23 protein-coding genes, 1 tRNA gene and 1 pseudogene are annotated in these 24,441 nt (G+C 60.2%); 13 read left to right on the top strand and 12 right to left on the bottom strand.

Features of this window, described 5'->3' with window-relative positions; genetic code table 11:
- Positions 1 to 196: 196 nt before the first annotated feature.
- Positions 197 to 1,207: a response regulator gene (locus V8359_RS00995; RefSeq protein ID WP_336426830.1), complete on the top strand. Its 1,011-nt coding sequence runs from the start codon at positions 197 to 199 to the stop codon at positions 1,205 to 1,207.
- 109 nt (positions 1,208 to 1,316) lie between these two features.
- Here V8359_RS00995 and V8359_RS00990 read toward each other — a convergent pair whose 3' ends face one another.
- Positions 1,317 to 2,057: an acyl-homoserine-lactone synthase gene (locus V8359_RS00990; protein WP_336426829.1), complete on the bottom strand. Its 741-nt coding sequence runs from the start codon at positions 2,055 to 2,057 to the stop codon at positions 1,317 to 1,319.
- Between the two features lie 202 nt (positions 2,058 to 2,259).
- On the opposite strand from V8359_RS00990, the gene V8359_RS00985 reads away from it, so the two are divergent.
- From V8359_RS00985 to V8359_RS00975, 3 genes are all read left to right on the top strand, one after another.
- Entirely contained in the window at positions 2,260 to 3,717 is a 1,458-nt protein-coding gene (locus V8359_RS00985; protein WP_336426828.1) for an ATP-binding protein, read from the top strand.
- A gap of 198 nt (positions 3,718 to 3,915) precedes the next feature.
- Positions 3,916 to 4,902: a response regulator gene (locus V8359_RS00980; protein WP_336426827.1), complete on the top strand. Its 987-nt coding sequence runs from the start codon at positions 3,916 to 3,918 to the stop codon at positions 4,900 to 4,902.
- Positions 4,903 to 4,919: 17 nt separating this feature from the next.
- Positions 4,920 to 5,270 (top strand): Hpt domain-containing protein, encoded by a 351-nt coding sequence (locus V8359_RS00975; RefSeq protein ID WP_336426826.1) that lies wholly within the window; start codon positions 4,920 to 4,922, stop codon positions 5,268 to 5,270.
- A 53-nt stretch (positions 5,271 to 5,323) separates the two neighbouring features.
- Here the strand turns inward: V8359_RS00975 and V8359_RS00970 are convergent, their stop codons facing one another.
- The gene (locus V8359_RS00970; protein WP_336426825.1) at positions 5,324 to 6,595 is read right to left on the bottom strand and encodes a glycosyltransferase; all 1,272 of its coding nucleotides are present in this window, start codon (positions 6,593 to 6,595) and stop codon (positions 5,324 to 5,326) included.
- Positions 6,592 to 7,524: a GntR family transcriptional regulator gene (locus tag V8359_RS00965; protein ID WP_336426824.1), complete on the bottom strand. Its 933-nt coding sequence runs from the start codon at positions 7,522 to 7,524 to the stop codon at positions 6,592 to 6,594. The genes V8359_RS00970 and V8359_RS00965 overlap by 4 nt, the downstream gene beginning before the upstream one ends.
- Positions 7,525 to 7,705: 181 nt before the next feature.
- On the opposite strand from V8359_RS00965, the gene V8359_RS00960 reads away from it, so the two are divergent.
- The 9 genes from V8359_RS00960 to V8359_RS00920 all read left to right on the top strand — a co-directional run bounded on the left by V8359_RS00960 (position 7,706) and on the right by V8359_RS00920 (position 16,542).
- Positions 7,706 to 8,752, top strand: a complete 1,047-nt coding sequence (locus V8359_RS00960; RefSeq protein ID WP_336426823.1) for a polyamine ABC transporter substrate-binding protein — start codon at positions 7,706 to 7,708, stop codon at positions 8,750 to 8,752.
- Positions 8,753 to 8,844: 92 nt separating this feature from the next.
- A complete protein-coding gene (locus V8359_RS00955; RefSeq protein WP_336426822.1) occupies positions 8,845 to 9,699 on the top strand; it encodes an ABC transporter permease in 855 nt (284 codons plus the stop codon).
- 1 nt (position 9,700) lies between these two features.
- Positions 9,701 to 10,489 carry an ABC transporter permease gene (locus V8359_RS00950; RefSeq protein WP_336426821.1) on the top strand — a complete coding sequence of 263 codons (789 nt, stop codon included), beginning with the start codon at positions 9,701 to 9,703 and terminating at the stop codon, positions 10,487 to 10,489.
- Entirely contained in the window at positions 10,486 to 11,550 is a 1,065-nt protein-coding gene (locus V8359_RS00945; protein WP_336426820.1) for an ABC transporter ATP-binding protein, read from the top strand. The genes V8359_RS00950 and V8359_RS00945 overlap by 4 nt, the downstream gene beginning before the upstream one ends.
- A gap of 77 nt (positions 11,551 to 11,627) precedes the next feature.
- Positions 11,628 to 12,914 (top strand): glycosyltransferase, encoded by a 1,287-nt coding sequence (locus V8359_RS00940; protein ID WP_336426819.1) that lies wholly within the window; start codon positions 11,628 to 11,630, stop codon positions 12,912 to 12,914.
- Positions 12,911 to 13,270: a cupin domain-containing protein gene (locus V8359_RS00935; RefSeq protein WP_336426818.1), complete on the top strand. Its 360-nt coding sequence runs from the start codon at positions 12,911 to 12,913 to the stop codon at positions 13,268 to 13,270. The genes V8359_RS00940 and V8359_RS00935 overlap by 4 nt, the downstream gene beginning before the upstream one ends.
- Positions 13,271 to 13,283: 13 nt before the next feature.
- Positions 13,284 to 13,628: a cupin domain-containing protein gene (locus V8359_RS00930; RefSeq protein WP_336426817.1), complete on the top strand. Its 345-nt coding sequence runs from the start codon at positions 13,284 to 13,286 to the stop codon at positions 13,626 to 13,628.
- 15 nt (positions 13,629 to 13,643) lie between these two features.
- On the top strand, positions 13,644 to 15,149 hold the full coding sequence (locus V8359_RS00925; RefSeq protein ID WP_336426816.1) for an aldehyde dehydrogenase family protein: 1,506 nt from the start codon (positions 13,644 to 13,646) through the stop codon (positions 15,147 to 15,149).
- Complete coding sequence (locus tag V8359_RS00920; RefSeq protein ID WP_336426815.1) at positions 15,142 to 16,542, top strand: NAD(P)/FAD-dependent oxidoreductase; 1,401 nt, start codon at positions 15,142 to 15,144, stop codon at positions 16,540 to 16,542. The genes V8359_RS00925 and V8359_RS00920 overlap by 8 nt, the downstream gene beginning before the upstream one ends.
- Before the next feature lie 330 nt (positions 16,543 to 16,872).
- On the opposite strand, the gene V8359_RS00915 is transcribed toward V8359_RS00920, so the two are convergent.
- The 9 genes and pseudogenes from V8359_RS00915 to fabF all read right to left on the bottom strand — a co-directional run bounded on the left by V8359_RS00915 (position 16,873) and on the right by fabF (position 24,412).
- Positions 16,873 to 16,947, bottom strand: a tRNA-Phe gene (locus V8359_RS00915).
- A gap of 78 nt (positions 16,948 to 17,025) precedes the next feature.
- Positions 17,026 to 17,208: a DNA gyrase inhibitor YacG gene (locus tag V8359_RS00910; RefSeq protein ID WP_336426814.1), complete on the bottom strand. Its 183-nt coding sequence runs from the start codon at positions 17,206 to 17,208 to the stop codon at positions 17,026 to 17,028.
- Positions 17,205 to 18,230 (bottom strand): ribonuclease E/G, encoded by a 1,026-nt coding sequence (locus tag V8359_RS00905; protein ID WP_336426813.1) that lies wholly within the window; start codon positions 18,228 to 18,230, stop codon positions 17,205 to 17,207. The genes V8359_RS00910 and V8359_RS00905 overlap by 4 nt, the downstream gene beginning before the upstream one ends.
- A gap of 2 nt (positions 18,231 to 18,232) precedes the next feature.
- Positions 18,233 to 18,805 (bottom strand): annotated as a pseudogene (locus V8359_RS00900) (Maf family protein).
- Positions 18,806 to 18,829: 24 nt separating this feature from the next.
- The gene (infA, locus tag V8359_RS00895) at positions 18,830 to 19,048 is read right to left on the bottom strand and encodes a translation initiation factor IF-1 (RefSeq protein WP_005978431.1); all 219 of its coding nucleotides are present in this window, start codon (positions 19,046 to 19,048) and stop codon (positions 18,830 to 18,832) included.
- 84 nt (positions 19,049 to 19,132) lie between these two features.
- Positions 19,133 to 20,017, bottom strand: coding sequence for a carbon-nitrogen hydrolase family protein (locus V8359_RS00890; protein WP_336426812.1), 885 nt, complete (start codon positions 20,015 to 20,017; stop codon positions 19,133 to 19,135).
- 92 nt (positions 20,018 to 20,109) lie between these two features.
- Positions 20,110 to 21,906, bottom strand: a complete 1,797-nt coding sequence (locus tag V8359_RS00885; RefSeq protein WP_336426811.1) for an ABC transporter transmembrane domain-containing protein — start codon at positions 21,904 to 21,906, stop codon at positions 20,110 to 20,112.
- A 92-nt stretch (positions 21,907 to 21,998) separates the two neighbouring features.
- On the bottom strand, positions 21,999 to 23,153 hold the full coding sequence (gene mltG / locus V8359_RS00880) for an endolytic transglycosylase MltG (protein ID WP_336426810.1): 1,155 nt from the start codon (positions 23,151 to 23,153) through the stop codon (positions 21,999 to 22,001).
- Positions 23,153 to 24,412: a beta-ketoacyl-ACP synthase II gene (gene fabF / locus V8359_RS00875; RefSeq protein WP_336426809.1), complete on the bottom strand. Its 1,260-nt coding sequence runs from the start codon at positions 24,410 to 24,412 to the stop codon at positions 23,153 to 23,155. The genes mltG and fabF overlap by 1 nt, the downstream gene beginning before the upstream one ends.
- Between the last annotated feature and the right edge of the window lie 29 nt (positions 24,413 to 24,441).

The following is a 24,441-nucleotide window of genomic DNA, read 5'->3' as shown; positions in this document are numbered from 1 at the left end:
AAAGAAAGGCGACATTTGGGCTCGAATCTTCGCCAAGTTTTCTCGAATTCGAAAGTTTTCTTTGCATTTCATAAGGTTACACGAATATTAACATTTTTTGCGGTTTTCACCTGTCACCCATAAAATGCCAATATTTCTCTGTATTCACTCTAAAGAATAGCGAACTCATCCATTCCCTTGGGGGGAGGTCTTCAACATGCGGATTCTCTTGGTCGACGATGATCCGATATTCCGGGAACTGGCCGCGGGCAAGCTGACGGCTCAGAACCTGACCCAGATCACCTTTGCCTGCTCGGCCGAGGAGGCGCTCGAGATCGTCGAAGCGCAGCGGATACCATTCGATTGTTATCTGCTCGACATCATGCTGGGCGAAATGGACGGGATCGAGCTTTGCCGCCGCCTGCGTGACCGCGTCGATGCGCGTCTGGCGCCCATCATCATGATCACGTCCAACAAGGCGACGCACCTGATGGACCGCGCATTCGCGGCAGGAGCCACCGATTTCCTGCGCAAGCCGCTCGATGAAATCGAGATCGCGGGCCGCATCAAGATGGCGATGCTTCTTGTCCAGACGGCCAAACAAGAGAAGCGCGGCCGCAGCGCCTTGCGCGCACTCATTTCCTACGGGTCCAATTTCAACCTGATCGACCTTGGGGAACGGGTCTGTTTTCCCGATGTCGATGGCATGCTCGACTACTATCAGCTCGAAAACCAGCTTCTCACGATGCAGCGGGGGCAATATCATCTGGCCGTGTTCCGCATCAGGATAAAGAATTTCAACAAGCGGAACCGGCGGACGGACCGTGCAAAACTTCTCAAGGAGTTGCACGCCGTCAGCACCCGCATCTCCGAAGAGGTTCCTGCCCGGCACATGCTGCTCAGCTATATTGGGCACGGCCATTTCGTCTGTTGCATCGTGGGGCGCGGGGCCAATGTTTCAGGCATCTTCGCAAATTCACAGCAGGCTTCGGCATGCGATGCGCTTCAAGGTCTAGCGACCGACGCCAACAACGAACCGCCGCTCGAGGTGACCGCGCTGTCCCGTCAGAACGTTCTGCAAAGGGATGTCGCGCTGTCGCTTGTGCGCGAAGAATTCAAAGCCGTCGGCGACGCATCTCCGACGGGCCTGCCCGAGGTCAATCTCATCGAAGACCGGATCTTTGCCAAGATCGAAGAATTCGAAGGAGCGAGCTTTGACAGTGACTGAAGCGGTTCGCGAATGTCCTGATGCGCCGCTTTGTGCGCAATGGCGCATCAGGTCCGGGTCAAAGGCGAAACACTTTGATGTATGCCCCCGCCGCATCCCGAAGCAGGGGTCAGCGTTCCTCTCGCTTGGCCACGATCATAAGCGCGGCCTGAATTTTGTCTCCGTCGATGGTCATCGCGGGGCCCACAGGGGTCGCACTCATCCGAATACGCTTCATCCAGCGGTGAAAGACCGCCGGAACGATCCCTATCACCGCGCTCGCGCCCATCTCTCTGGCGGCGGCGGCCATATGTTCAAGAAGTATGGTCTGAATGATCAGCCGCCGCTTCGCTCCGACAGACGGAGCGAGGAAAAGCCGCGTCGCCTCCCATATGTCGGGCCGCACAGGTGCATCGAAAAACAGGATATCGCGCGGAATGTTGTCCAGCAGCCCTTCCTGCGCATCCTTCAGCATGTAGGTATATTGGCCACACCTGGCCGTGGTCGGCAACAGCCGCATACCGGCAAGAACCCGCCCGTATTCATGGATCACGACCCAACGGCTCTGTGGTGTGTCGTATTGGTCGAATTCCATTCCCTCGGTCTGCGGCAGGTCCCATCCCTTGTCGTCGATGAACACCTTGCGGCGGGCCTTGAGGTAATTGGCACAGAGGGTGCCATATCGGTGCATGTTGCCGAAAGACAACGTCGTCCCCTGAACTTCGCCCGTCATCTCGGGCGCCAAGCGCGAGAACTGGTTTTCCTGATGTTCGACTTTTCGAACGGCTACAGGCGGTGAGATACTTGCCTGAGGAAGGATATCCGGAAAAGCCTCGTAGGTTTCGTGGTTGCGCTGTAGTTGGCTCTGCATCGTTGTGCATTCCCTATGGTTGCTCGACCTCCTAATTCAAAAACCAATAGTTGCATCAAATAACCATAGTCCTGCCACTTTCAAGAACTATCTATGGAGACAACTAAGTAAAGCGGAAAAAAGAAAAATATCCGCAACGTTGCGGATTACGTCTTTGGAACGACTGCCGCGAATATGAGGCGAAAGGCATAAGCGGGTAACGATGACACTTTCCGATTTTTATCAGATCAACGTCCGAAGCTCTCGGCATCTCTTTCTCCTGAATGCCGAGCTCAAGGACTACGCACGCGCAGGATTCGGGCTCTTGGCCCAGCGGATCGTCATCTACGTCGCGGCCCTGGTGCTTGTGGCGTTCTATTACAGCACCGTCCTCGCCGCGATCGCCGCACTGATCCTGACCGTGTCCGAATGGTTCGACCGACGGACATATCACCGCATCATGCGCCTGAAAAAACGCGACGTCGAAGACACACGCAAGTGCTTTCGGATGGTGCTTTTGTCAACGGTTTTGAGTGCGGCGAACATCGCCGGGCTCGCGGTATCGGTTGCGCTTATCCAAGGGCATACAACTCATTTCTTGCCGCTCTTCTTCCTCTTCGCGGCAGGCCTCTTTGCCACTATGAATAACAATCAGATCAGGCCGGTATTGCATCTCCGCCTCGCGATCTACCTTGCGGCCTTCCTCTTTATTCCGATCTACGACATCGTCGCCACAAGCGCGCCCCTCTCATCCGAGCTTTGGGCACAGTTCTTCACGAGCATTTTCGTGATGTTCTTCATCGTCGACTCCTCACGCGTCTCGACGGGGCTCTATGCAAAAACGCTCGAGCATATGGAAGAGATCAAGCGCGAGCATGAAAAGACCAAAGCGGCCTACACCGCCAAATCCCAGTTCCTCGCCACGGTCAGCCACGAACTGCGAACACCGCTCACCTCGATAAAGGGATCGCTCGATCTGATCGGGCATGGCGCATTCGGCAAAATCCCCGATCAGATGGACAAGACGCTGAATATCGCACAACGGAACGCCAACCGCCTGAACACGCTGATCAATGACCTGCTTGATCTGCAAAAGCTTGACGCGGGGCGGATGACTTTTGATTGCGACACCCTGTCGATGGCCCCCTTCCTCTCACAGGTCGTCTCCTCCAATCAGCCATTCGCGACAAACCTCGAGGTTGAGCTTGTGCTCGGATCTGTGCCGGACGACCTTTATGTCTATGGCGATGAGAAGAGGCTGGAACAGGTCGTGGCCAACATCCTGTCCAACGCCGCCAAATTCTCAAGCGCGGGTGACACCGTGACCATCAATGCCAAACCGCTCGGTGACAAATGGGTCCGGATCGAAGTCAGCGATCATGGTATCGGGTTGGATGATGACGATCGTGAAACCGTGTTCGAGAGGTTCAGTCAGCTTGACTCATCGGATCGCCGCAAGATTGGCGGAACCGGCCTTGGGATGAACATCTCCAAACGTATCGTCGATGCCCATTGCGGCAATCTCGATTATTACAAGAACGAGGGCGAAGGCACGACTTTCTACATCGACCTGCCCAGGATTGCCGGCGCGACCAATACCCCGGCCCGCGATCTTGCCGCCCGAAGCGACGTCAGAGCCCCGCAAAGCCCGCTGAGAAGCGTCATAAATAAGGCGTCCTGAGAGCGGCGGGCGCCAGCGGGATCACCCGACCCAATATAAAACATTTATTATCAATTCATTACAGGATGCCCGCCACCTCCTGCATATCTGCCAATTCTCCTCTGATGACCCTAGTTTCGTCCAATTCTGCTGCGATTATGGGGTATCCGTTGCGGGCGCCACTTGTTCAGGCCCCGCACAGACGAGATGGAGGCCAAAATGAAAATTCTTGCTGTCGACGACGATCCCCTCATTCTCCAACTGCTCACCGAGGTGCTGCGGGTGGTGGGCTTCACCAATCTGACGACATGTGAGTCAGCACATGATGCACTTGGCGAAATCGAACGCGCCGATGTGCCGTTCGACTGTTTTCTGCTCGACATCCAGATGCCCGGCATGGACGGGATTGAGCTTACGCGGGCCATTCGCAAACTCCCCGCGCACAAGGTCAGCCCCATCGTGATGATCACCGCGATGTCCGATCGCTCCTATATCGACAACGCCTTCGCTGCGGGTGCCAGCGATTATGTGACCAAACCCTTTGAAATCGGCGAGGTTCACGCGCGGCTGGGTCAAATCCACGAACGCGTGCTCGCCCACAAACAACGCGAAGACCGCAATCCGGTCTCGGCCCCGCGCGATGCCACGTCGATCGTCACCGCATCCGACTTTCAATCGCGGCTGCCGCTTTCGGATATCGACGCCTTCGTCGAATACCTTGCGCTTGAAAATTACCTTTTTCAGGTGTCCCGCGTTTCGCTCTTTGGCATGCGCGCCTTCGGCATCGTGGTTCCGGGGCTGGAGCGCGCCTTTCAGGCCAGCAGCGTCTACGAATACCAATCCACGGTTTCAGACTTCGCCGAGGCGATCTCGGATTGCCTGAAACCCCGAAGCTTTCTGGCGGCTCATGCCGGGTCGGGCGAATTTGTCTGCGTGCTCACAGATGGTGACACGATTGATCCGGTCGCATTCGAAACCACGCTGTGCGAAACGATCCGGGATATGGATCTGCACTTCTGCGATGGTCGCGCCATGACCCTTGAGCCGGTGGTCGGCAACCCGATTTCTTTACAGTTGAAATCGTCGCGCGGCGTTGCGAATGTGTTGGTGCAGGCGCTGGCCGATGCCGAGGCGGTCGCACGCGCGCCACGCACCCAACGGGAAACGGCCCCCACCAGCGCCCTCAAGCAGCTCTTTGGGTGGTAGTGAGAATGAAGGGTTCGATGCAGCACACGACAGATCATGCACGCATATCCGCCGGTCTTGCCCGCATCCAGCAAAGCTTCCTGACAGAAGCGAACCTTCGCTGTGCGCGGCTCAGAGTGTTGAGACAGCAACTCTCGGAAATGACGCAAGACCAGGCGGCGTTAAAGGAAATCGGGCAAATCACCCACAAGATCGCGGGCACGGCGGCCACACTCGGATATCCCGAACTGGGGGCCCAAGCGTCCGAGATTGACGACGCCATAGATCAGCGCGACCCGGCAACCGGCGCCCCCTCGCCCGACCTTCTGGCCAAGATCGACAGCGTGATCTCGGCCTTGGCCATGCTGAAACCGTCCACCCAAGTGTAAGGGCCCCGGCCCTGACAGAGCGGCGCACGCAAACGCCTTACCGCACAGGTGTCTTACAGAAGCGACAGGACCGCGCGGGCGGCGACATGCGTGCCGGGGGTGTCCTGCATCTGCCGCGAAATGCCCGACAGACGGGCATGCATGGGGTGATCGTTCAAAAGCCCGAGGATCGCATAGCGCAGGTCATCTTCGTCCCAATTCGCCCGGTCAAGACGCCGGCCCGTGCCCGTGGCCTCGGCCCGCTGTGCATTGTCATGACCATCCCAGCAATAGGGCATCACCAATGACGGCACACCGTAATACAGCGCCTCGCAAAAGCTGTTATTGCCACCGTGATGGATGAATAACGCCGATTGGGCCACCACCGAAGGCTGCGGAAACCAACTGGCAAGGCTGACATTGTCTGGCACCGCGTCATAGGCCTCAAGAAACCCGCCCGCATTCACCAGAAACCGCGCATCCATTCCGGCGAATACATTCAGCATGCGCCGCGTCAGGGCCGTGTCGATGGCTCCAAGGCTCCCGAAACTCATATAGATCAGAGGCCCCTCCCCGACCGCGAATGGCGGCGGATCAAAGCGCGTTTCCTCGCGGACACAACCCTCAAGAAAGACGAAACTGTCCTCGCGTAGCGGCACATCGCGGTCATACCGCACCGCCGAAGGCGCCAGAAGCAGGTTGAGCGACGGCGACGGCTCAAGAAACTCACCGTCGGGCAGGGTCGTCAGGCCGTTGCGCGCACGAAACTGGTTATAGCGCATATGCGCCGATGCGGTGGCCGCGCGATAGGCTCTGTCGAAGGTGGCACAGGCCGCCGTCTCCTCCGGCGCGAGCCCCGACAGATAGGGCGGCACAGCCGGGTCGGGGATTTCGGTTTCAGCACAGGACACGATGCGCACCCAAGGACATCCCGCGTTGGCGATGGCGGGAAACATGATCACATTGTCAAGAAGTATGGCATCCGGGCGAATCCGGTCGAGAAGGGCCCGAAGCCCGGGCTCGGCTGTTTCCGCGGTATCGACGATCGCCTCCCAAGTGGGGGCCACATAGGCCGGCAATTGCGCCAGCGGGTCCAGATCGAAATGCGGCAGGTGGGTGTTTATGAACCCTTGCCAATAATCTTCGGCATCCTCGCTTTGCTCACTCGGTGGGTCGGGCAGGTGATATTCCCTGAACCCGTATTCCGCGAATACGCCGGTGAACCCCGGATGGCAGATGAATACGGGCCGCGCGCCCATCCGCTGAAGCTGTTGCGCGATCCCCACGCAATTCAAAGCGGCGCCAAAGCTCGCCTCGGGAAAGAGGGCGATGGTCGGTGCGGTCATCGGCGCGGGCCTCTCATCATGGGTGCAAAGCCCCGGGTTGCGGCCTCGGACCGGCGGTTGCGTGACCTGCGCAGGTGCAGCGTCATCTGATCTGCGGCAAGGTCGAATTGCCCCCGCTCCAGGCTGTCGAGGATATCGAGATGTTCCTCAAGCGCCTGTCGCAAACGGAAATCGGGGATGGCCGTATCCTTTTGCGTGGCTTGGCGCAATCTATGATGGGTGAGCAACGTGCCGCGCAGAAAGCGGTTCCGGCAGCATTCGGCAATCAGCCCGTGGAAATCCGTGTCCACACGCAGAAACCCGGCAGCGGTGATCGCGCCCTCACGGCTGCGCAGAAGTTCATCCATCTGCCCGCGCATGAGGCCCGCCCGCTTGGGATCAAGCGCGAAACCGGGCGCCGTGATCGCCTGCGGTTCAAGCGTAAGCCGCATGGCAAAGCTGTCATCAATGGCCTTGGGGGAATCGAACATCGGCTGAAATGCCCATGCACGTCCGGGAAGTTGGGTCAAAACGCCGTCACGAGAAAGTATTTTTAATGCATTTAATACCATGTGGCGCGACGCATTGTATCGCCGCACAAGCCCGCTTACCGACTGCACATCGCCAATCCGCCGGTCCGCCCGGTCCGAAAGAATACGCGCCGCAAGCGAGCCGTCCATATCCTCAAGCCCCCTCGCCGCCTCGGCCAGGGCATCGGGTTCGGCCACCGTCAGAAAAAATCCCTCTTCCTCCCGCCACTCAAGAATTTCCTTGCTTTCAAGAAGCTTGAAGGCAGCGCGCATAGGCGTCCGCGACACGCCGCATACCTTTGAGAACCTCTGCTCGGGAAGATGATCACCCGCCCGCAGACCATGCTCTAGCACCGCATCCAGTACCTGCTTGGCCAGCGCGATGTGGTTCTGCCGCGCATTGCGCCGCACCTCTGCCATGATCTCGCCCTCCGTGCCGTGACCCCTATCCGCCGCCGGGCATTCCACAAAAGAACACCGAATACACATTGACGTATTTTTTCGGTCAAGAATACTCTCTGCATAGCGGTCAAAAAGAACCGTGCCAAACATTTTCAGCGCCCGACCACCGGGCGCATGTCCGACAGAATGGAGGTTCGGAATGATCCGACAGAAATTCATCACCCCCGCCCTGCTGACCACCGGCCTTGCCTTGGGTGCCGGCACAGCAATGGCCGAAGACCTCGTCGTCTCGAACTGGGACGGCTACATGGCCCCCGACGCGATCGACGCATTCAATCAGGAAACCGGCCACGACGCCGAGCTTGTCCTGCACGCCACCAACGAAGAGATCATGGGCAAGCTCATCGCCTCCAAGGGCAAGGGATATGACGTGGTCTTCGTCTCGTCGCCCTTCGCCGAAGTGCTGCACAACCTCGGCCTCGCAGAAGAGCTCGACCATTCCAGGCTCCCCAATCTCGATAACCTCTACGACGCCGCGACCCAGCTTGAGCACGACACCGGCAATCAGTTCTCGGTCCCCTATGCATGGGGCACGACGGGCCTGTGCTATCGTTCCGACCTTACCGACGCGCCGCAAAGCTGGATGGCGCTGCTGCAACCGTCCGATGAGCTTGCCGGCAAAACAACGATGCTGGCCACCGACCGCTGGCTTCTGGCGGCGGGGCAACTGGCCAAGGGGTATTCGGTCAACGAAACCGACCCCGAGAAGATGGCCGAGGTGCGCGACCTCCTGATCGAGGCCAAGGACACGCTACTGGCCTATGACGACACGACCTTCTACGCCAAGCTCGTCTCGGGCGAGGCCGAGATGGTCCACGCATGGGACGGTTGGTGCAACTACGGCATCGCCGAGAACAGCGACATCAAATACGTGATCCCCGAAGAAGGATCGGACCTTTGGGTGGACACGATGGTCATCCTCAAGGCGTCCGAAAACAAAGACGCGGCCTATGATTTCGTGAACTACATCCTTGGTGCCGAGACCCATCGCTGGGCGGCGGAAAACATCCTTTACAAGGTGCCCAACAAGGCCGCGATGGACGGACTCGACCCGAGCCTGATCGAGACATTCCCCAACATGGGTCTCTCCCCCGACGAGATGATGCAATACGAACAGCTTCGCGACGTGGGCGAGGCACAGCGCGCCTATTCGCGCACCGTGTCCGAGATCAAGGCCGCCGACTGACCGGAACGCCTTGAACGACCGGGCCGGCGTGCGCTCTCCCTCGCGCCGGCCCATAGCCTTCCTCTCTCCTCATTCCGATTGCGACCGCCCCGATGAATGACCGCAAGCCGCTTTACCTGATGTCGCCAGCCCTCATGTGGCTCAGCGCCTTCATGGTCGTGCCCTGCGTGCTGATCCTCGCGCTCGCATTCTTCCGGCGGGGGCTTTACGGCGGGATCGAATACACCCTGACGCTTGAAAACCTCGCGCTCGTGGTCGATCCGCTCTATGCGTCGATCTTCCTCAAATCGGCATGGATCGCCGGGCTTTCGGCCCTCATCGCGGTGGTGATCGGCTATGCAGCGGCCTACGCCATCTCCGCAATGCCACGCAAGCATCAGCCCAAGCTGCTGTTTCTGGCGGTGTTGCCCTTCTGGTCAAACTACCTCGTGCGGACCTACGCGTGGATTGTCCTTCTCAACCGCGAGGGGTTGATCACCGCGCTGGCCCGCTGGTTCGGGTTCGAAGGCGAATTGCCCAAGATGCTTTATACCGAACCCGCCGTCGTGGTGGGGCTTGTCTACAACTACCTGCCCTTCGTGATCCTTGCCTGCTATGCGCCCCTCTCGCGCCTCAACCCCGAGATCGAAGAGGCATCGCGCGACCTTGGCGGATCGGGCTGGACCACCTTCCGCCGTGTGACCCTGCCGATGACGGTGCCGGGGATCGCCACGGGCTTTGTCTTCGTCTTTGTCCTCTCCATCGGCAATTTCGTCACCCCCGCGCTTCTGGGGGGCGGGCAGTTTCAGATGATCGGCAATCTCATCTATGCCCAGTTCCTCACCGCGAATGATTGGCCTTTCGGCGCGGCGCTGTCGATGGTGCTCATCGCGATCATGATGATGCTGCTCACCGCCCAGACCTTTGCCGCCGAGCGCGGCTCTGGCGGCCGGACCGAGGAGCGCTGACATGAAATCGGCGCCCCTGCCTCTCATGCTGCTCATCCTCGGGCTGACTTACGCGTTTCTCTACGTGCCGATTTCGGTGCTTGTCGCGCTTTCGTTCAACGAAAGCGGCCTGCCCACCGCGTGGACCGGCTTCTCGGTGAAATGGTACGGGGAACTGGCGCGCAATGGTGACATCCTCAAGGCTGCAGGCAACACGCTTATTGTCGCGCTTGCCTCGACCGTGGTGGCGACGACGCTTGGCACCCTGCTCGCTGTCGGGGTCGAAATCCGCCGCCGCAAGGGCCGCTTCCTCGAAACCATCATCTTTGCGCCAATGATCATCCCCGACATCGTGCTGGCCATTGCACTTCTCAGTTTCTTTTCCCTGCTTAACGTGACGATGGGTCTGCACACCATCATCGTGAGCCATGTGGTCTTCAACCTCGCTTTCGTCTGCGCTGTTGTGCGCGCACGGCTCAAGACCTTCGACTGGTCCGTGGTCGAAGCCTCACAGGATCTTGGCGCATCCACCCTGACAACGCTCCGCCGCGTGGTCTTGCCGGTCCTCAGCCCGGCGGTAGTCGCGGGGGCGCTTCTGGCCTTCACCCTCTCGGTCGATGAGTTCATCATCGCCTTTTTCACGGCGGGCGCGGGCCGGGATTCAATCACCCTGCCAATGCAGATTTTCGCAATGATCCGCTTTGGCGTAACACCCGAGATCAACGCGCTCTCGACCATCGTCATGGGGCTGTCGGTCCTCATGCTCACCTTGTCGCAACGTCTCAACCGGGGGAGGCTTCCGGGCCAATGAGTGAACCTCTTCTATCGCTGTCGAATGTCACGAAGGAATTTGGATCGGTCCGCGCCGTCGATGGCGTGAACCTCGACATCGCCGAGAATGAATTCTTCGCGCTGCTGGGCGCATCCGGTTCAGGCAAGACGACTCTGCTGCGAATGCTGGCCGGGTTCGAAACACCGACAAGCGGCGAAGTCCGGCTCGATGGGCGCGACATATCCCATGTTTCACCCAACCACCGGCCCGTGAATCTGATGTTTCAGTCCTACGCGCTTTTCCCGCATATGAGTGTCGCCCGAAACATCGCCTACGGCCTTGAGATGGAGCGCCTGCCACGCTCCGAGATCAACGCCCGTGTCGATGAAATACTCGAGATGATCCAGCTTTCGGATCTGGCCGGGCGCAAACCGGATCAGCTTTCGGGCGGTCAGCGTCAGCGCGTGGCGCTGGCCCGCGCATTGGTCAAACGCCCCCGCCTGCTCTTGCTCGATGAACCTCTCGGCGCCCTCGACAAGAAGTTGCGCGGCGCCATGCAGCTTGAGTTGAAGCGCATTCAGGATCAGTTCGGCATCACCTTCATCGTCGTGACCCACGATCAGGAAGAGGCGCTCGTGATGGCCGACCGCGTCGCGATCCTCAAGGATGGCGGACTTCTGCAATGCGGCACCCCGCGCGAGATTTACGAACACCCGCAAAGTCGGTTTGCCGCCGATTTCATCGGGCTGATGAACTTCATGCCGGCAACCGTTGCCGATGGGGCGCTGCTCGCCCGTGACGGAAGCCGCATTGTCGCCCCCCTGCCCGACGACGCGCATAACGGCGACCGGATGATCGCCGCCGTTCGCCCCGAGCGCCTGCATCTCGGCGAAGGCACACATGAAAACCGATTGCACGGGCGCCTCATCGCCAAAGCCTATCACGGCCTCGATCTGCAACTGCACCTTGAGACGGGTTTGTCTCAGGAGCCCATTCTCGTCCGCCTCACCGCCTCCGAGGCCGAGGGCCAGACCCTTGAAACCGGCACCGCGATTACCTTGGGCTGGACCGCGCGGGATACGCGGGTCTTTAACGCCTGATTAACCAATGCACCGACGCAATACCGACGTGAATACCGACGTGAATGCCGACACTGAAAACTGACAGGAGAGAGACCATGGCACAGAAAACATTCGCATTCTTCCCCGAGGCCGCATTCGGTCCCGCGCTGAACTCCGTCGGCATCGCTCAGGCCGTCGAGCGCATGGGCCACAAGGCAGTATTCCTCAGCGATCCGGGCTTTGTGGAGATCTACGAAGGCTACGGTTTCGAGGCCCATCCCGTCGCCCTGTCCGAGCCGATGCCACCCGAGAAGATGGCAAAATTCTGGGAGGATTTCATCAACTCGCACATTCCCAACTTCCGCAAGAAACCGATCGACCAGATCGACAATTACGTCAAGGAATGCTGGGAAGCGATCGTCGACAGCGCCAAGTGGGCCGAGCAGGATCTCCCCGGTATTCTGGCCAAGATCAAACCCGATGTGATCTCGGTGGATAATGTCATTCTCTTCCCCGCGATCAAGCAGCATGGCGTGCCTTGGGTGCGGATCATTTCCTGCTCAGAGAACGAAATCGAAGACGCCGCCATCCCGCCCCACCTGTCGGGTATGTCCGAGAACGACACCGAGGGACACGCCGAATTTCGCAGTAAATTCAACGAGGTAATCAAGCCCATCCATGACGATTTCAACGAATTCCTGAAATCAACCGGAGAAGACCCGTATCCGGTGGGCGAATTCTTCGAAGCCTCCCCCTATCTCAATCTTTTGCTCTATCCCGAACAGGTGAAATACGACCGCGAGGAGCCACTTGACCCCAAGCGCTTTCAGTATCTTGAGGGCTGCGTGCGTCAGGACGAACCCTACGAGGTGCCACAGTTCGACAAGAACAACGACGGCCCTCTGCTCTACATCTCGTTCGGCTCACTCGGGGCGGGTGACACCGATCTGATCAAGCGCCTTATCGAGCTGATCGGCAAGACACGATACCGCGCTCTGGTCAATGTGGGCGACTACATGGAGGAGTATGGCGAGGTTCCGGGAAATGTTCATCTGGCCGGCTGGTATCCACAACCGTCTGTCATTCCGCAGGTCGATCTGGTGATCCACCACGGCGGCAACAATTCGTTCACCGAGTGCCTGTATTTCGGCAAACCCGCGATCATCATGTCCTATGTCTGGGACGGCCACGACAACGCCATGCGCGTGCAGGAAACCGGCCATGGCTTCCGGTCCGATCGCTATGAGTGGACCGAAGACGAGATGATCGAAAAGATCGAAAAGTGCCTTAATGACAAGGAGATGGCAGCGCGCCTTGAAAAAACGTCACGCCATATGCAGGCCGAGAACGGTCAGGAAAAAGCCGCGCGACTCCTGATCGACGTGGCGGAGAAACAGGCGTGACGGATCTTGCCTCAAGCGCCCCGCATATCCACGGGGCGACCACTTTTGATGATCTCGCGGATTGGGGGCCTCAGCCCGACATGACCGAGGGGCAATCACAGTCGACAGGCCGGCTCCTCTACAAGGGGCCGGGAAACTCGCCCGAGACCGGCATCTGGGTCTGCACCCCCGGACGCTGGCGGCTCAGCCTGCCGCGCGATGAGTTTTGCCATTTCGTCTCGGGCCGCGCGACCTACCAGCCCGACACAGGTGAGAAAATCGAGGTAAGCCCCGGAACCTGCGTTCTTTTTCCGCAGGGTTGGACAGGCGAGTGCGACGTTCACGAGACGATCCGAAACATCTACATGCTGACCTGAAGGAACCGTGAGAATGAAAACACCCGTAATGCACAACCCGTGCGACATCACGGATGTCGTGGATTGGGGCGTGATCCCGACCATGATCGAAGGCGAAAGCCGGACAAGCGGCAAGGTTCTTCACAAGGGCCCCGATGGCCAAAGCGAATGCGGCCTCTGGATCTGTACGCCCGGCAAGTGGACCTGCCACGTGACCTCGGACGAGTTCTGCCATTTCCTTGAAGGACGCTGCACCTACGAGCACGACTCGGGCAACGTGATCGAGATCACACCCGACACCGCCGCCTTCTTTCCCAAAGACTGGAAAGGCGTGTGCACCGTGCACGAGACCGTCAAGAAGGTTTACATGATCCGCTAAGCGAAAGGACAGCCCATGACCGGCATGACCGAGGCACGCTACTATATTTGCCCGGACCATCACGCGAGCGAAGGCGCCACGCGCGATGTCATAGACCCCGCCACGCTTGACCGCGTTGGCGCCCGCGCCACCGTGACCAAGGCCGAGTTGGCACAGGTGCTGGACCGGTTGAACGCTGCTCAGAAAGAATGGGCCGCGCTGGATGCCAAAAGCCGCGCGCAGGCGCTGCACCGGCTTGCCAATCGGATCGAAGCCACGGACATGACCGACTGCGCCATCCTGATGAGCCGCGAGATGGGCAAGCCCTATCCCGAAGCGATTGGTGAGGTGGCCAATTGCGCACCGGTCTTCCGGTATTTCGCGGAAATGGCGCGCGACGAGGCGGGCAAGCTCGCCGGAACCACACAGGCCGGATCGCTGCAATATGCCCGCTATGAACCGCTGGGCGTGTCGGCCCATATCATGCCGTTCAACTTTCCCATCCTGCTCATGTGCTGGACCGTGGCGGCATCATTGGCGGCTGGAAATGCCTGTGTGATCAAGCCCGCCGAGGCCACGACGCTTTCGACGCTCAAGTTTATGGAGGTCTTCAACGACCTTCCCTCAGATCTGGTGGCCTGTCTGCCGGGCGGGGCCGATCTTGGCCGCGCTCTTGTCGAAAGCGACCACACGCATGCGGTGGCGTTCACCGGCTCGGTGGCCGCAGGCCGCGCTGTGGCCGAAGCGGCGGGGGCGCGACTGAAACCTGCCGTGATCGAGGCGGGCGGATCAGACCCGATGATCATAAGCGCACACGCGCCCGTCGAGATTGCCGCCGCCGGGGCCGTGACCGGCGCCTTTCACATGTCAGGGCAGGTCTGCACCTCGACCGAGCGGATTTATGCGGTGGATGCCGTGCATGACGCCTTTGTCGAAGCTTTCGTGGCCGAAACCCGGCGCCTGCGGATCGGCAACGGCCTCGACAAGTCCGAGATCGGCCCGCTTGTCAGCGAAGCCGCGCGCGACAAGGTCGAAAGGCTTGTCGCCGACGCCACCGCGAAGGGCGCGACGATCGCGTGCGGCGGCAAGCGGCCCGAGGACAGAAACACAGGTTGGTTCTATGAGCCCACGATTCTGACCGGATGCACGCCCAAGATGGATATCCTCAACGAAGAGGCCTTCGGACCGGTGGTGGCCATTGTGCGCGTGCCGGATTTCGAGGCCGCGCTCAACGGTGCGAATGCCACGCGCTTCGGGCTGGGTGCGTCGATTTTCACGACCGATCTGGCCGAAACGCATGAGGCCTCCGAACGGCTGGAGTCGGGGATGGTCTGGATCAACAACCCCTTGATCGACAACGACGCCCTGCCCTTTGGCGGCTGGAAGGCAAGCGGCCTTGGGCGCGAATTGGGGCGGATGGGCCTTGATACCTTCCGCCGTTCCAAGATGGTGATCCTCGATCACAAGCCGGTACGTCATGACTGGTGGTATCCCTATCCCGATGACTGGTTTCTGGAATCCGGTGGTCGCAAACATGCCTGAGCCCGCCTCGCGCGCGGCCCGCTTTGACGGGGCCGCGCGGCATCCGGTCTGGTTCGATGACATGGCCACGGGGCCAAACCTCTCTCCGCTGACAGGAGAGGTGCGAGCCGACCTCGCCATCGTGGGCGGCGGCTTCACCGGGCTTTGGACTGCGATCAAGGCGCGCGAGCGATGGCCCGAGGCCCGGATCGTGGTGATCGAGGCCGCAGCATGCGGGCACGCGGCAAGCGGGCGCAATGGCGGATTTTGCGCGCCCAGCATCTCGCACGGAGTGGGCAACGCGCTACAACGCTGGCCAAACGAGGCCGAGAGTTTGATCCGTCTGGGGCGTGAAAACCTCGACGGTCTGGAACGTGATCTCGACCACCATGGTATCGACGGAGGGTTTGCGAGACCCGGCAAGCTCAGCGTGGCCGCGACCCCTTGGCAAGTGGCAGGCCTGCGGTCCATGCACGACACCTATACCCGCCTTGGCATCGACAGCACGTTCCTTGAGGGAGACGCACTGCGAGAACGGTTCGACAGTCCGGTCTATTCCGCGGGCCTGTTCGAGCCGAATTATGCGCTGGTTCACCCCGGCAAGCTTGTTTACGGGCTTCGGGCCGCAGCGCTGGCAGCTAGGGTGCTCATCCACGAAAGCACCGAGGCCACCGCACTGATGCGCGACGGGGACACGCTTGTTCTGCGCACACCCACGGGACGGGTGCACGCCGGGCGGGTCGTGCTCGCGTCAAACGCATCTGTGCCGCTTCTCCGGCGGTTGCGTCAGACGGTTGTTCCGATCTTCGACTATACGCTGGTAACCGCCCCCTTGACCGATGCACAACTGGCGCAGATCGGCTGGACGGGGGCGCATGGCATCGCCGACAGCGGCAATCAGTTTCACTATTTTCGCAAAACCGATGACAACCGCATACTCTGGGGCGGCTTCGACGCGATCTACCAAAAAGGGAGCCGACGCGATGCGGCACTGCTGCATCGGCCCGAAAGCCTTGAGCGTCTGGCCGCGAATTTCGACGCGGCATTCCCGAGCCTTGAGACCATTCATTTCAGTCATTCCTGGGGCGGGGTCATCGACACATCGGCACGCACCACATTCTTTGCCGGATCCGCTCATGGCGGGCGGCTGGCCTATGCGATGGGCTTCACCGGGCAGGGGGTATCGGCGTCGCGCTTTGCCGCGCTGACCATGCTTGACCTGATCGAGGGAAAGACGACCGAGCGCACGGCACTCAGGATGGTGCGCAGCCGTGCCGTCCCCTTCCCCCCCGAGCCTTTCAGGGCGCTGGCCATTGGCCGTGCACAGCGCGATCTGGCCCATGAGGATCAGACCGGGAAACGCTCAACTTTTCTGAAGCTGATGGACAGGTTCGGTGTCGGTTTCGATTCCTGATACGCCACTCTTTTGCGGGATCGGTATGGTCATGTCCTGCATCGCCGCAAGTTCGCCTGGCGTCACGGGTTTGAGCGATGAGCGCATGCGAACGTAGCCCATTGCATCAGGGCTTTGCTCGTTTTCTTGCGCAAGGGTCGCGGAACATGGCCTCAGAGAATAACAAATTTCCGTGTGTCACGGCGCGTCAAGAGGTCCGCTGGGCCCCGTTTCTCGAACCATGAGACGTGGTGCTTGGTGACAGAGAAAAGCACCGAATTGCCATACGCAACCTACGCCCGCGCGGCTTCCCAAAGAGACTGAGGGAGAACAGCAGGTTATGACTTAAAGTGGTGCCCGGGGGCGGAATCGAACCACCGACACGAGGATTTTCAATCCACTGCTCTACCCCTGAGCTACCCGGGCACGGGGAACGGAAGACCGTTCGGGTGCAGGCGTTCTAGGGCAGCGCAGATAGGGTGTCCAGAGGATTTGTGTAAAAAATCAATGCGGTTTTGGCGGAAGGTTTTCCACCGCCTCGATGGCCGCCTCGATGTCCTCGGGCTCGCGCGAGGGAACAGCGTAATCCCCCGACAGCCACTTGGCCAGATCGACGTCTGCGCACCGTCGTGAACAGAATGGGCGCGTCTTGGGGTCGGTGGGTTTTGCGCAGATGGGACAACTCATGACAGGATCTCCGATATCGGAATGCGATCGCGTTTGCGCTGAAGCTCGAAATGGCCAAGGGGCGTCCAGCCGACGAGCGCAGTTTCAATCTGATCGGTTCGGAAGGCGACGCGGAGCGTACTCTCGAACGCTTTGCGATCTTTCTTGGTCATGGGCGCAAGGTCAACCGTCACCTGCCCCCCGAGGCCGCGCAGGCGCAGTTGGCGTGGAAGTTCGCGGGCCGCTGCTAGATTGGCTTTGAGGCCGGCGGCGGGCGATGTATCGCCGCCAGTATTGACGTCCACGGCAATGAGCGCGCGCGTCGGCTCGATCCAGAGCGATCCGGCACCGGGCAGATCCGCACAGGCGACCTCAAGGTTCTCAAGTTGATCCAAAACTCCTTCGCGCGCAAAGCCGCCAGCTTGGGTGATCACATCGGCCGGCATGGCCCATTCACGCCAAGCCAGAGCATGCGGCCCGTCCCCTTCAAGAAGGGTCGCCTCCGTGCCCTCATTCTCTGGCATGATCCGGCCCGCGGTTGCGGCCATGGCCTCGATATCCTCGGCGATCTCGGCATCCCCTGCCTCAAGACAGGAGGATCGCAGGATCAGCCCCATTCCATCGGCCTCCATCATCTCGTGCGCCAGTTCGAGAAGCGCGTCTCTCCGCGCCTCGTCCTTGATGCTGCGCGAAATATTGAGTCCCGGCGCCTCGGGCGTGACAATTGCATAGCGGCTTTTGAACAGCACTTTGGACGTCACGGGGATCGCCTTGCCGGGTTCCGCGCGGCCTGTGACTTGCACCAGAACAGTTTGACCAGGGGACAGCCCCTTGACCTGACGCAGGAACGCAGGGCCATCAGGCGTCGAGACGAACATCCCCCCCTGCCCTTTGACCGGCCTCTGTGCCACGGCCCTATAGATCGTGCCTACGGCTGGTGTGGCATCCATCGCCAACAGCAGATCGTCAAGACGTCCATTCTCGAGCAGGGCCGCCGCCTCACGGCCATCGATATGATCAAGAATGATGGTGTGGCGTCTCATGATTAAACTTTCCAGATAGGATACCCTGCAGTTTGCAGGAGGTTGGCGGTCTCGGCCAGGGGCAGGCCGACAACGGCCGAAAACGAGCCGCTGATCCACGGCACGAATGCCCCGGCGGGGCCCTGAATGCCATACCCGCCGGCCTTGCCGTGCCAGTCGCCAGTGGCGAGATAGCCAGAGATTTCGGGCTCGGAAAGACGTTTCATCCGGACCGCAGTGACGACATCGGTTTGCCAGAGGGTGTTGCCCCGGCGCAGGGCCACAGCGGTGATCACCCGGTGCCTGCGCCCCGACAAAGCACGAAGAAACGCCCGCGCCTCGGCCGCGTTCTCGGGCTTACCCAGAATGCGGCGCCCCAAAGCGACGGTCGTGTCCGCCGACTAATCCAGGTCGTCCTCAGCGGTTGCGATGGCATGCGCCTTCTCGGTGGCCATGCGCAGGCACTAGGGCCGAGGAAGCTCGGTTTTCAAGGGAGTTTCGTCGATATCCGCAGGGCGAATATCATCAGGTGTCACACCGATCTGCGCCAGCAGATCGCGACGGCGCGGGCTTGCGGATCCGAGGATCAGTCGCATGGGTCGGGCCGCGCCGTTTCGTACTTATTTAAAGCGATAGTTGATCCGACCCTTGGTCAAATCATAGGGGGTCATCTCGACTTGCACTTTGTCGCCAGCCAGAACACGGATGCGGTTCTTGCGCATCTTGCCTGCCGTGTGTGCGATGATCTCATGGCCGTTCTCAAGCTCGACCCGAAATGTCGCATTGGGCAGGAGTTCCTTCACGACACCGGGAAATTCGAGCGTATCTTCCTTGGCCATGTTGTCTCCTCATTGACATGAATTCCGCCTTCTCGCGGATCGACCCTTAAATGGTGCGGTTCTCAGCCTTTTTCAAGCACATTGTTACCTCAGGGCCTCAGGTGTGACATGCCCGTCGCGTGCCGGCTGTTCATCCCAGTGCGCGCGGTTGAGAACACCACCGTCACGGCGGACATGTTCGATGGCCCCAAGGTCGATATCTGCGATGGTCCAGCCCGGCGCATCAAGCGTTCCCTCGGCGAACACCCCCGTCGACGGAAACCCGGTATCGGGCGGGCCAAACACGCCGCCCATGCCGGTATTTTCGTCCACCGCCTCGCACCAGGGAGCAGGGCCTACAATCGACGACATGACCGTTACGCATTGCTGCTCGAGCGCCCGGGCCATCGCCCCGACACGCACCCGCCAGTAGCCCGCCAGCGCCTCGGTGCAGGACGGAACAAGGATGACCTCCGCATCGCTCAGGGCGCGGCCAAAAAGCGGATACTCGGCATCATAGCATATCAGCACGCCGATCCTGCCCAAGGCAGTGTCAAAAAGGCGGAGTGGCCCACCCGGAACCACACCCCATGGATCACGCTCGAACCGGGTCATGATCTGCTTGTCCTGAATGCCCATTGCGCCGGTTGGTGTGAAAAGACGCGCGCGATTCACCGGCCGTTCGCCATATTGCGCATCAAAGACCGGAGCCGAGGCGGCAAGGATGTGAACCTTGTACTTTGTCGCAAGGTCGGAATGCAGCGAATCGGCGTCTGGGATACGGTCCGAAACAGCATGCAGACAACCTTCGAGATCATTGGCCACCTTCGCCCCTGCCAGCATGGCAAGCTCCATGATGCCATACTCGGGGAAAACCAGAAGCTCAGCCCCGGTTTTGGCGCCGCTGGCCACCCAGCGTTCAAGCTTTTCGGCGTAAGCGTCCCAGCTTTCAACGGGGTCAAGCGGATATGCAGCGGTAGCAACTCTCATGTCGGGCTCTCTTTCAAAGGCACATAGCGTTTCGCGAAACGCTTTGCCCTACGGGTAGCGTGCGCAGAATGCAGGCGCAATGGTCAGCCGTCTCAGGCCGCCTCACCATCGGTGAACTGAAGGCGCGCAAGCCGTGCATAGAGCCCACCTTCGGCCACGAGACTGTCGTGGGACCCGGTTGCGACGATGCGGCCCTCGTCCATGACGACGATCCGATCGGCCTTTTTCACAGTGGCAAGCCTATGCGCCACGATCACCGTGGTCCGGGTGCGCGCCATGGCATCGACAGCTTGCTGAACCGCCCGTTCGCTTTCAGCATCCAGTGCGCTTGTGGCCTCGTCCAGAAGCAACACGGGGGCATCGCGCAGGATGGCACGCGCAATGGCGATGCGCTGTTTCTGACCACCCGAGAGCATCACGCCCCGCTCACCGACATAGGTATTATACCCTTCGGGCAGAGCGGCGATGAAATCATGCGCAGCAGCGGCGCGGGCGGCATCCTCCACCTCTTCGTCACTGGCATCAAGGCGGCCGAAACGAATGTTTTCACGCGCGGACGTGGCGAAGATCACAGGATCTTGGGGGACAAGCGCCATGTGCGCGCGGAACTCACGGCGCGCCATGTCACGCAACGCCACCCCATCAAGCGTGACCGTGCCTTCGTCCGGATCATAAAAGCGCTGAAGCAGTTGGATGATCGTGGTCTTGCCCGCACCCGAAGGGCCCACGAGCGCCACCGTTTCGCCCGGTGCGATATCAAGATCAAGGTCGTTCAGAGCGGGCAAATCACGGCGCGCAGGATAGGAAAACTGTACATTCTCAAAGCGCAGCGCGCCCGCCACTGGTGACGGCACCTGAACCGGATTTTCGGGGTCTTGCACCGCGTCATCGGTTCCCAGAAGTTCGACCAGCCGTTCGGTCGCCCCGGCGGCACGCTGAAGCTCACCCCAAATTTCCGACAAGGCCGCAACCGAGCCCGCGACCATGATCGCGTAAATCACGAATTGCACCAACATTCCGGCCGTCATTGTCCCCTCGCGCACATCGCGCGCGCCGATCCAGAGCACGGAAACCACGCCCGCAAAGACAAGAAAGATCACGATCACCGTCATAAGCGCGCGTGTGAAAATACGGCGGCGCGCGGCATCAAAACTTTGTTCGGTCAGCACCGCAAAGAGCTTTCGGCTCGCCCGTTCATGGGTGAAGGCCTGCACCGTCTGCACGCTCAGCAGCGCCTCGGACGCATTGCCCGAGCTTTGCGCGATCCAATCCTGATTCTCACGGCTCAGGCCGCGAAGACGCCGCCCCAAGGTGAGGATGGGCACGATGATCAGCGGCACGATCAGCAACACCAGACCGGTCAGCTTGGCCGAGGTGAAGACCATGAGGACAAGGCCGCCCAAGAAGATCAGGAAATTGCGTAGGGCGATCGACACGGACGATCCGATGACGCTCAGAATGAGCGTGGTGTCGGTGGTGATGCGGCTAAGCACCTCTCCGGTCATGATCCGCTCGAAGAACGCCGGGCTCATCTCGATGACACGATCGAAAACACCCTTGCGGATATCCGCGACGACCCGCTCGCCAAGTCGGGTGACCAATGCGTAACGCAGGCCGGTTCCCAACGCGAGAAGCGCCGCCACCGCGAGTGCGGCGGTAAAATACTGATCTAGGATTTCACCGCTCTGCGCATTGAAATTATCGACAACGCGCCGCACCGCCATGGGCAGGATCAACGAGATGCAGGCCGTTAGAACAAGCGCAAGGACTGCTGCGCCCATCAGAAGTTTGTAAGGCCTCAGGAACGGCCAGAGCGCGGACAGAGACCCAACGCGCTTCGACGTTTCGCGGTCGGCGATTTTTGCGTCGCTTGCGGCGCGCCGTGGCATTGCAGTCCCCTTTTTTCTGCCCGTTCTTGAAGCGGGCCCGCCGCTGGGTCAAGCGCCAAGATGCCGCGCTTGAGAACCCGATACGGCACGGATTACTGGTTGTTGCGCTCCGCCTCGATCTGACGCCAGCGCGCAACATTCTCGTTATGCTCGGCCAGCGTTTCCGCGAAAGCGTGCCCGCCGGACCCGTCCGCCACGAAGAAGATAAAGTCGGTGCTTGCGGGCTGGGCCGCTGCTTCGATGCTGGCACGACCGGGGTTTGCGATAGGCGTCGCAGGCAGCCCATTGATCACATAGGTGTTCCAAGGCGTTTCCTTGCGCAATTCCGACTGACGAAGCCCGCGTCCCAGCGTGCCCTGCCCCTCGGTGATCCCGTAGATCACCGTTGGGTCGGTCTGAAGCCGCATGCCCTGATTCAGCCGGTTCACGAACACGCTGGCCACCTGCTCGCGCTCCTCGGCTAGGCCGGTTTCTTTTTCCACAATCGACGCAAGCTTGAGCAAATCTTCAGGCGTCTCAAGCGGCAGATCGGGATCGCGATCCTCCCATACGGCGGCGAGAATGGCCTCCTGAGCCGCTCGCATCCGGTCAAGCAGGGCGGTCCGCTCGTCACCTTCGCTCACCTCGTAGCTGTCGGGCGCAAGCATGCCTTCCGCCGGCACCTCCTCGACGTCACCGCTCAGGGCATCGACCGATTGCAACGCATTTACGATCTGCCAGCTTGTCGTGCCTTCGGCGATCGCGACACGGTAACGCGTATCCGCCTGATCACGCACTTTGACGTATTCCGCCGGTGGCTCACCCTCACCCGGCGTAAATTCCGCCTTTTCGACGAAGCGATTCGTCGTGGGATCAAGTTCGCGCACTTCGATTTCCGAACTCGTAACACCGATCCGGTAAATGACTTCGGTGCCACAGGTGCTGGCGCCACCACGGGTGATGATATCGACAATCTCGCTCATGCTCGCGTTTTCGGGAATGAGCCAGCTCCCGGCCTTCAGCAACTGGGTCTTGTCAGTGTAATCCGCGCCAACCCGAAGGATCGAAGGATGAGAGATCGCCCCCTCTACGGCAAGTTGCTGCGACACGCCACGCATGTTCGCGCCACTCTTCACCCGGAGGCACATGGCTTCGTCCAACGATCCTTCCGCGTGATAAGTGCTTTGCCCCCAGAGGATTACGCCTCCCAGAAGGAAGGCGATGACCACTAAGAAAGTAAGCGCGTTCGAGGCGATATGCCGCCACATCAGCGGAGAGCTCCGATACACAAGCTTGCGTTCGTGCCCCCAAAGCCGAAGCTGTTGGACATGACCACGCGCACCTGACGCTCTTTCTTGGTGTTCGGCACAAGATCCAGTGGTGTTTCAACCGCCGGATTGTCGAGGTTGATCGTTGGCGGCACGACCTGATCGCGGACCGCGAGAATCGTGAAGATCGCTTCGATCGCGCCCGCAGCACCAAGCAGATGGCCGGTGGCGGATTTGGTCGAACTCATGGCCGCGCCCGAGGCCGCATCCCCAAGCAGACGCTCGACCGCCTTCAGTTCAATGGTATCGGCCATCGTCGATGTGCCGTGAGCATTGATGTAATCGACTTCCGAAGGCTCTATGCCTGCGTGGCCCAAAGCCATTTTCATGGCCCGGAACCCACCGTCGCCATCTTCGCTGGGCGCGGTGATATGGTAGGCGTCGCCAGAGAGGCCATATCCCAAAATTTCAGCATAGATCTTGGCTCCACGGGCCTTGGCATGTTCGTATTCCTCAAGCACGACCACGCCTGCACCCTCGCCCATCACGAATCCGTCGCGATCGGCATCATAGGGGCGGCTCGCGGCTTTGGGATCGTCCGCGCGCTTGGTCGACAGCGCCTTGCAGGCGTTGAAGCCCGCGATGCCGATTTCACAGATCGCCGCCTCAGCCCCGCCTGCCACCATCACTTCAGCATCCCCGAACATGATCAGCCGCGCGGCATCACCAATCGCATGTGCGCCCGTTGAACAGGCCGTCACGACCGAGTGGTTCGGGCCCTTGAAGCCAAAGCGGATACCCACCTGTCCCGAGATCAGGTTGATAAGCGCCCCAGGAATAAAGAACGGCGAGACACGGCGGGGCCCTTTTTCATTGATAATAAGCGTTGTTTCTTCGATCGACCGCAATCCGCCGATGCCCGACCCGAGCATGACACCCGTACGCAGTCGATCTTCTTCGTCTTCGGGAAGCCAGCCGGCGTCGCGCACCGCCTGATCCGCAGCGGCAATGCCGTAAAGAATGAAATCATCGACCTTGCGCCGTTCTTTCGGCTCCATGTAGGCGTCGGCGTTGAATGTGCCGTCGCTGCCATCGCCAAGCGGCACCTCGCAGGCGTAGGTCGTTGCGACGCGGGAGGGATCGAACCGCGTAATCGTGCCCGCCCCTGATTGCCCTTCCAGAAGACGGCTCCAGCTATCTTCCACGCCATCCGCGAGAGGCGTGACCAATCCCAGACCCGTTACGACGACACGACGCATGATGCTGCCCTTTTTTCAGTCAAGTTCTG

It is taken from the genome of Roseovarius sp. E0-M6, from assembly GCF_037083845.1.
Classification (GTDB): domain Bacteria; phylum Pseudomonadota; class Alphaproteobacteria; order Rhodobacterales; family Rhodobacteraceae; genus Roseovarius.
This window is presented reverse-complemented; position numbering and strand designations above follow the sequence as displayed.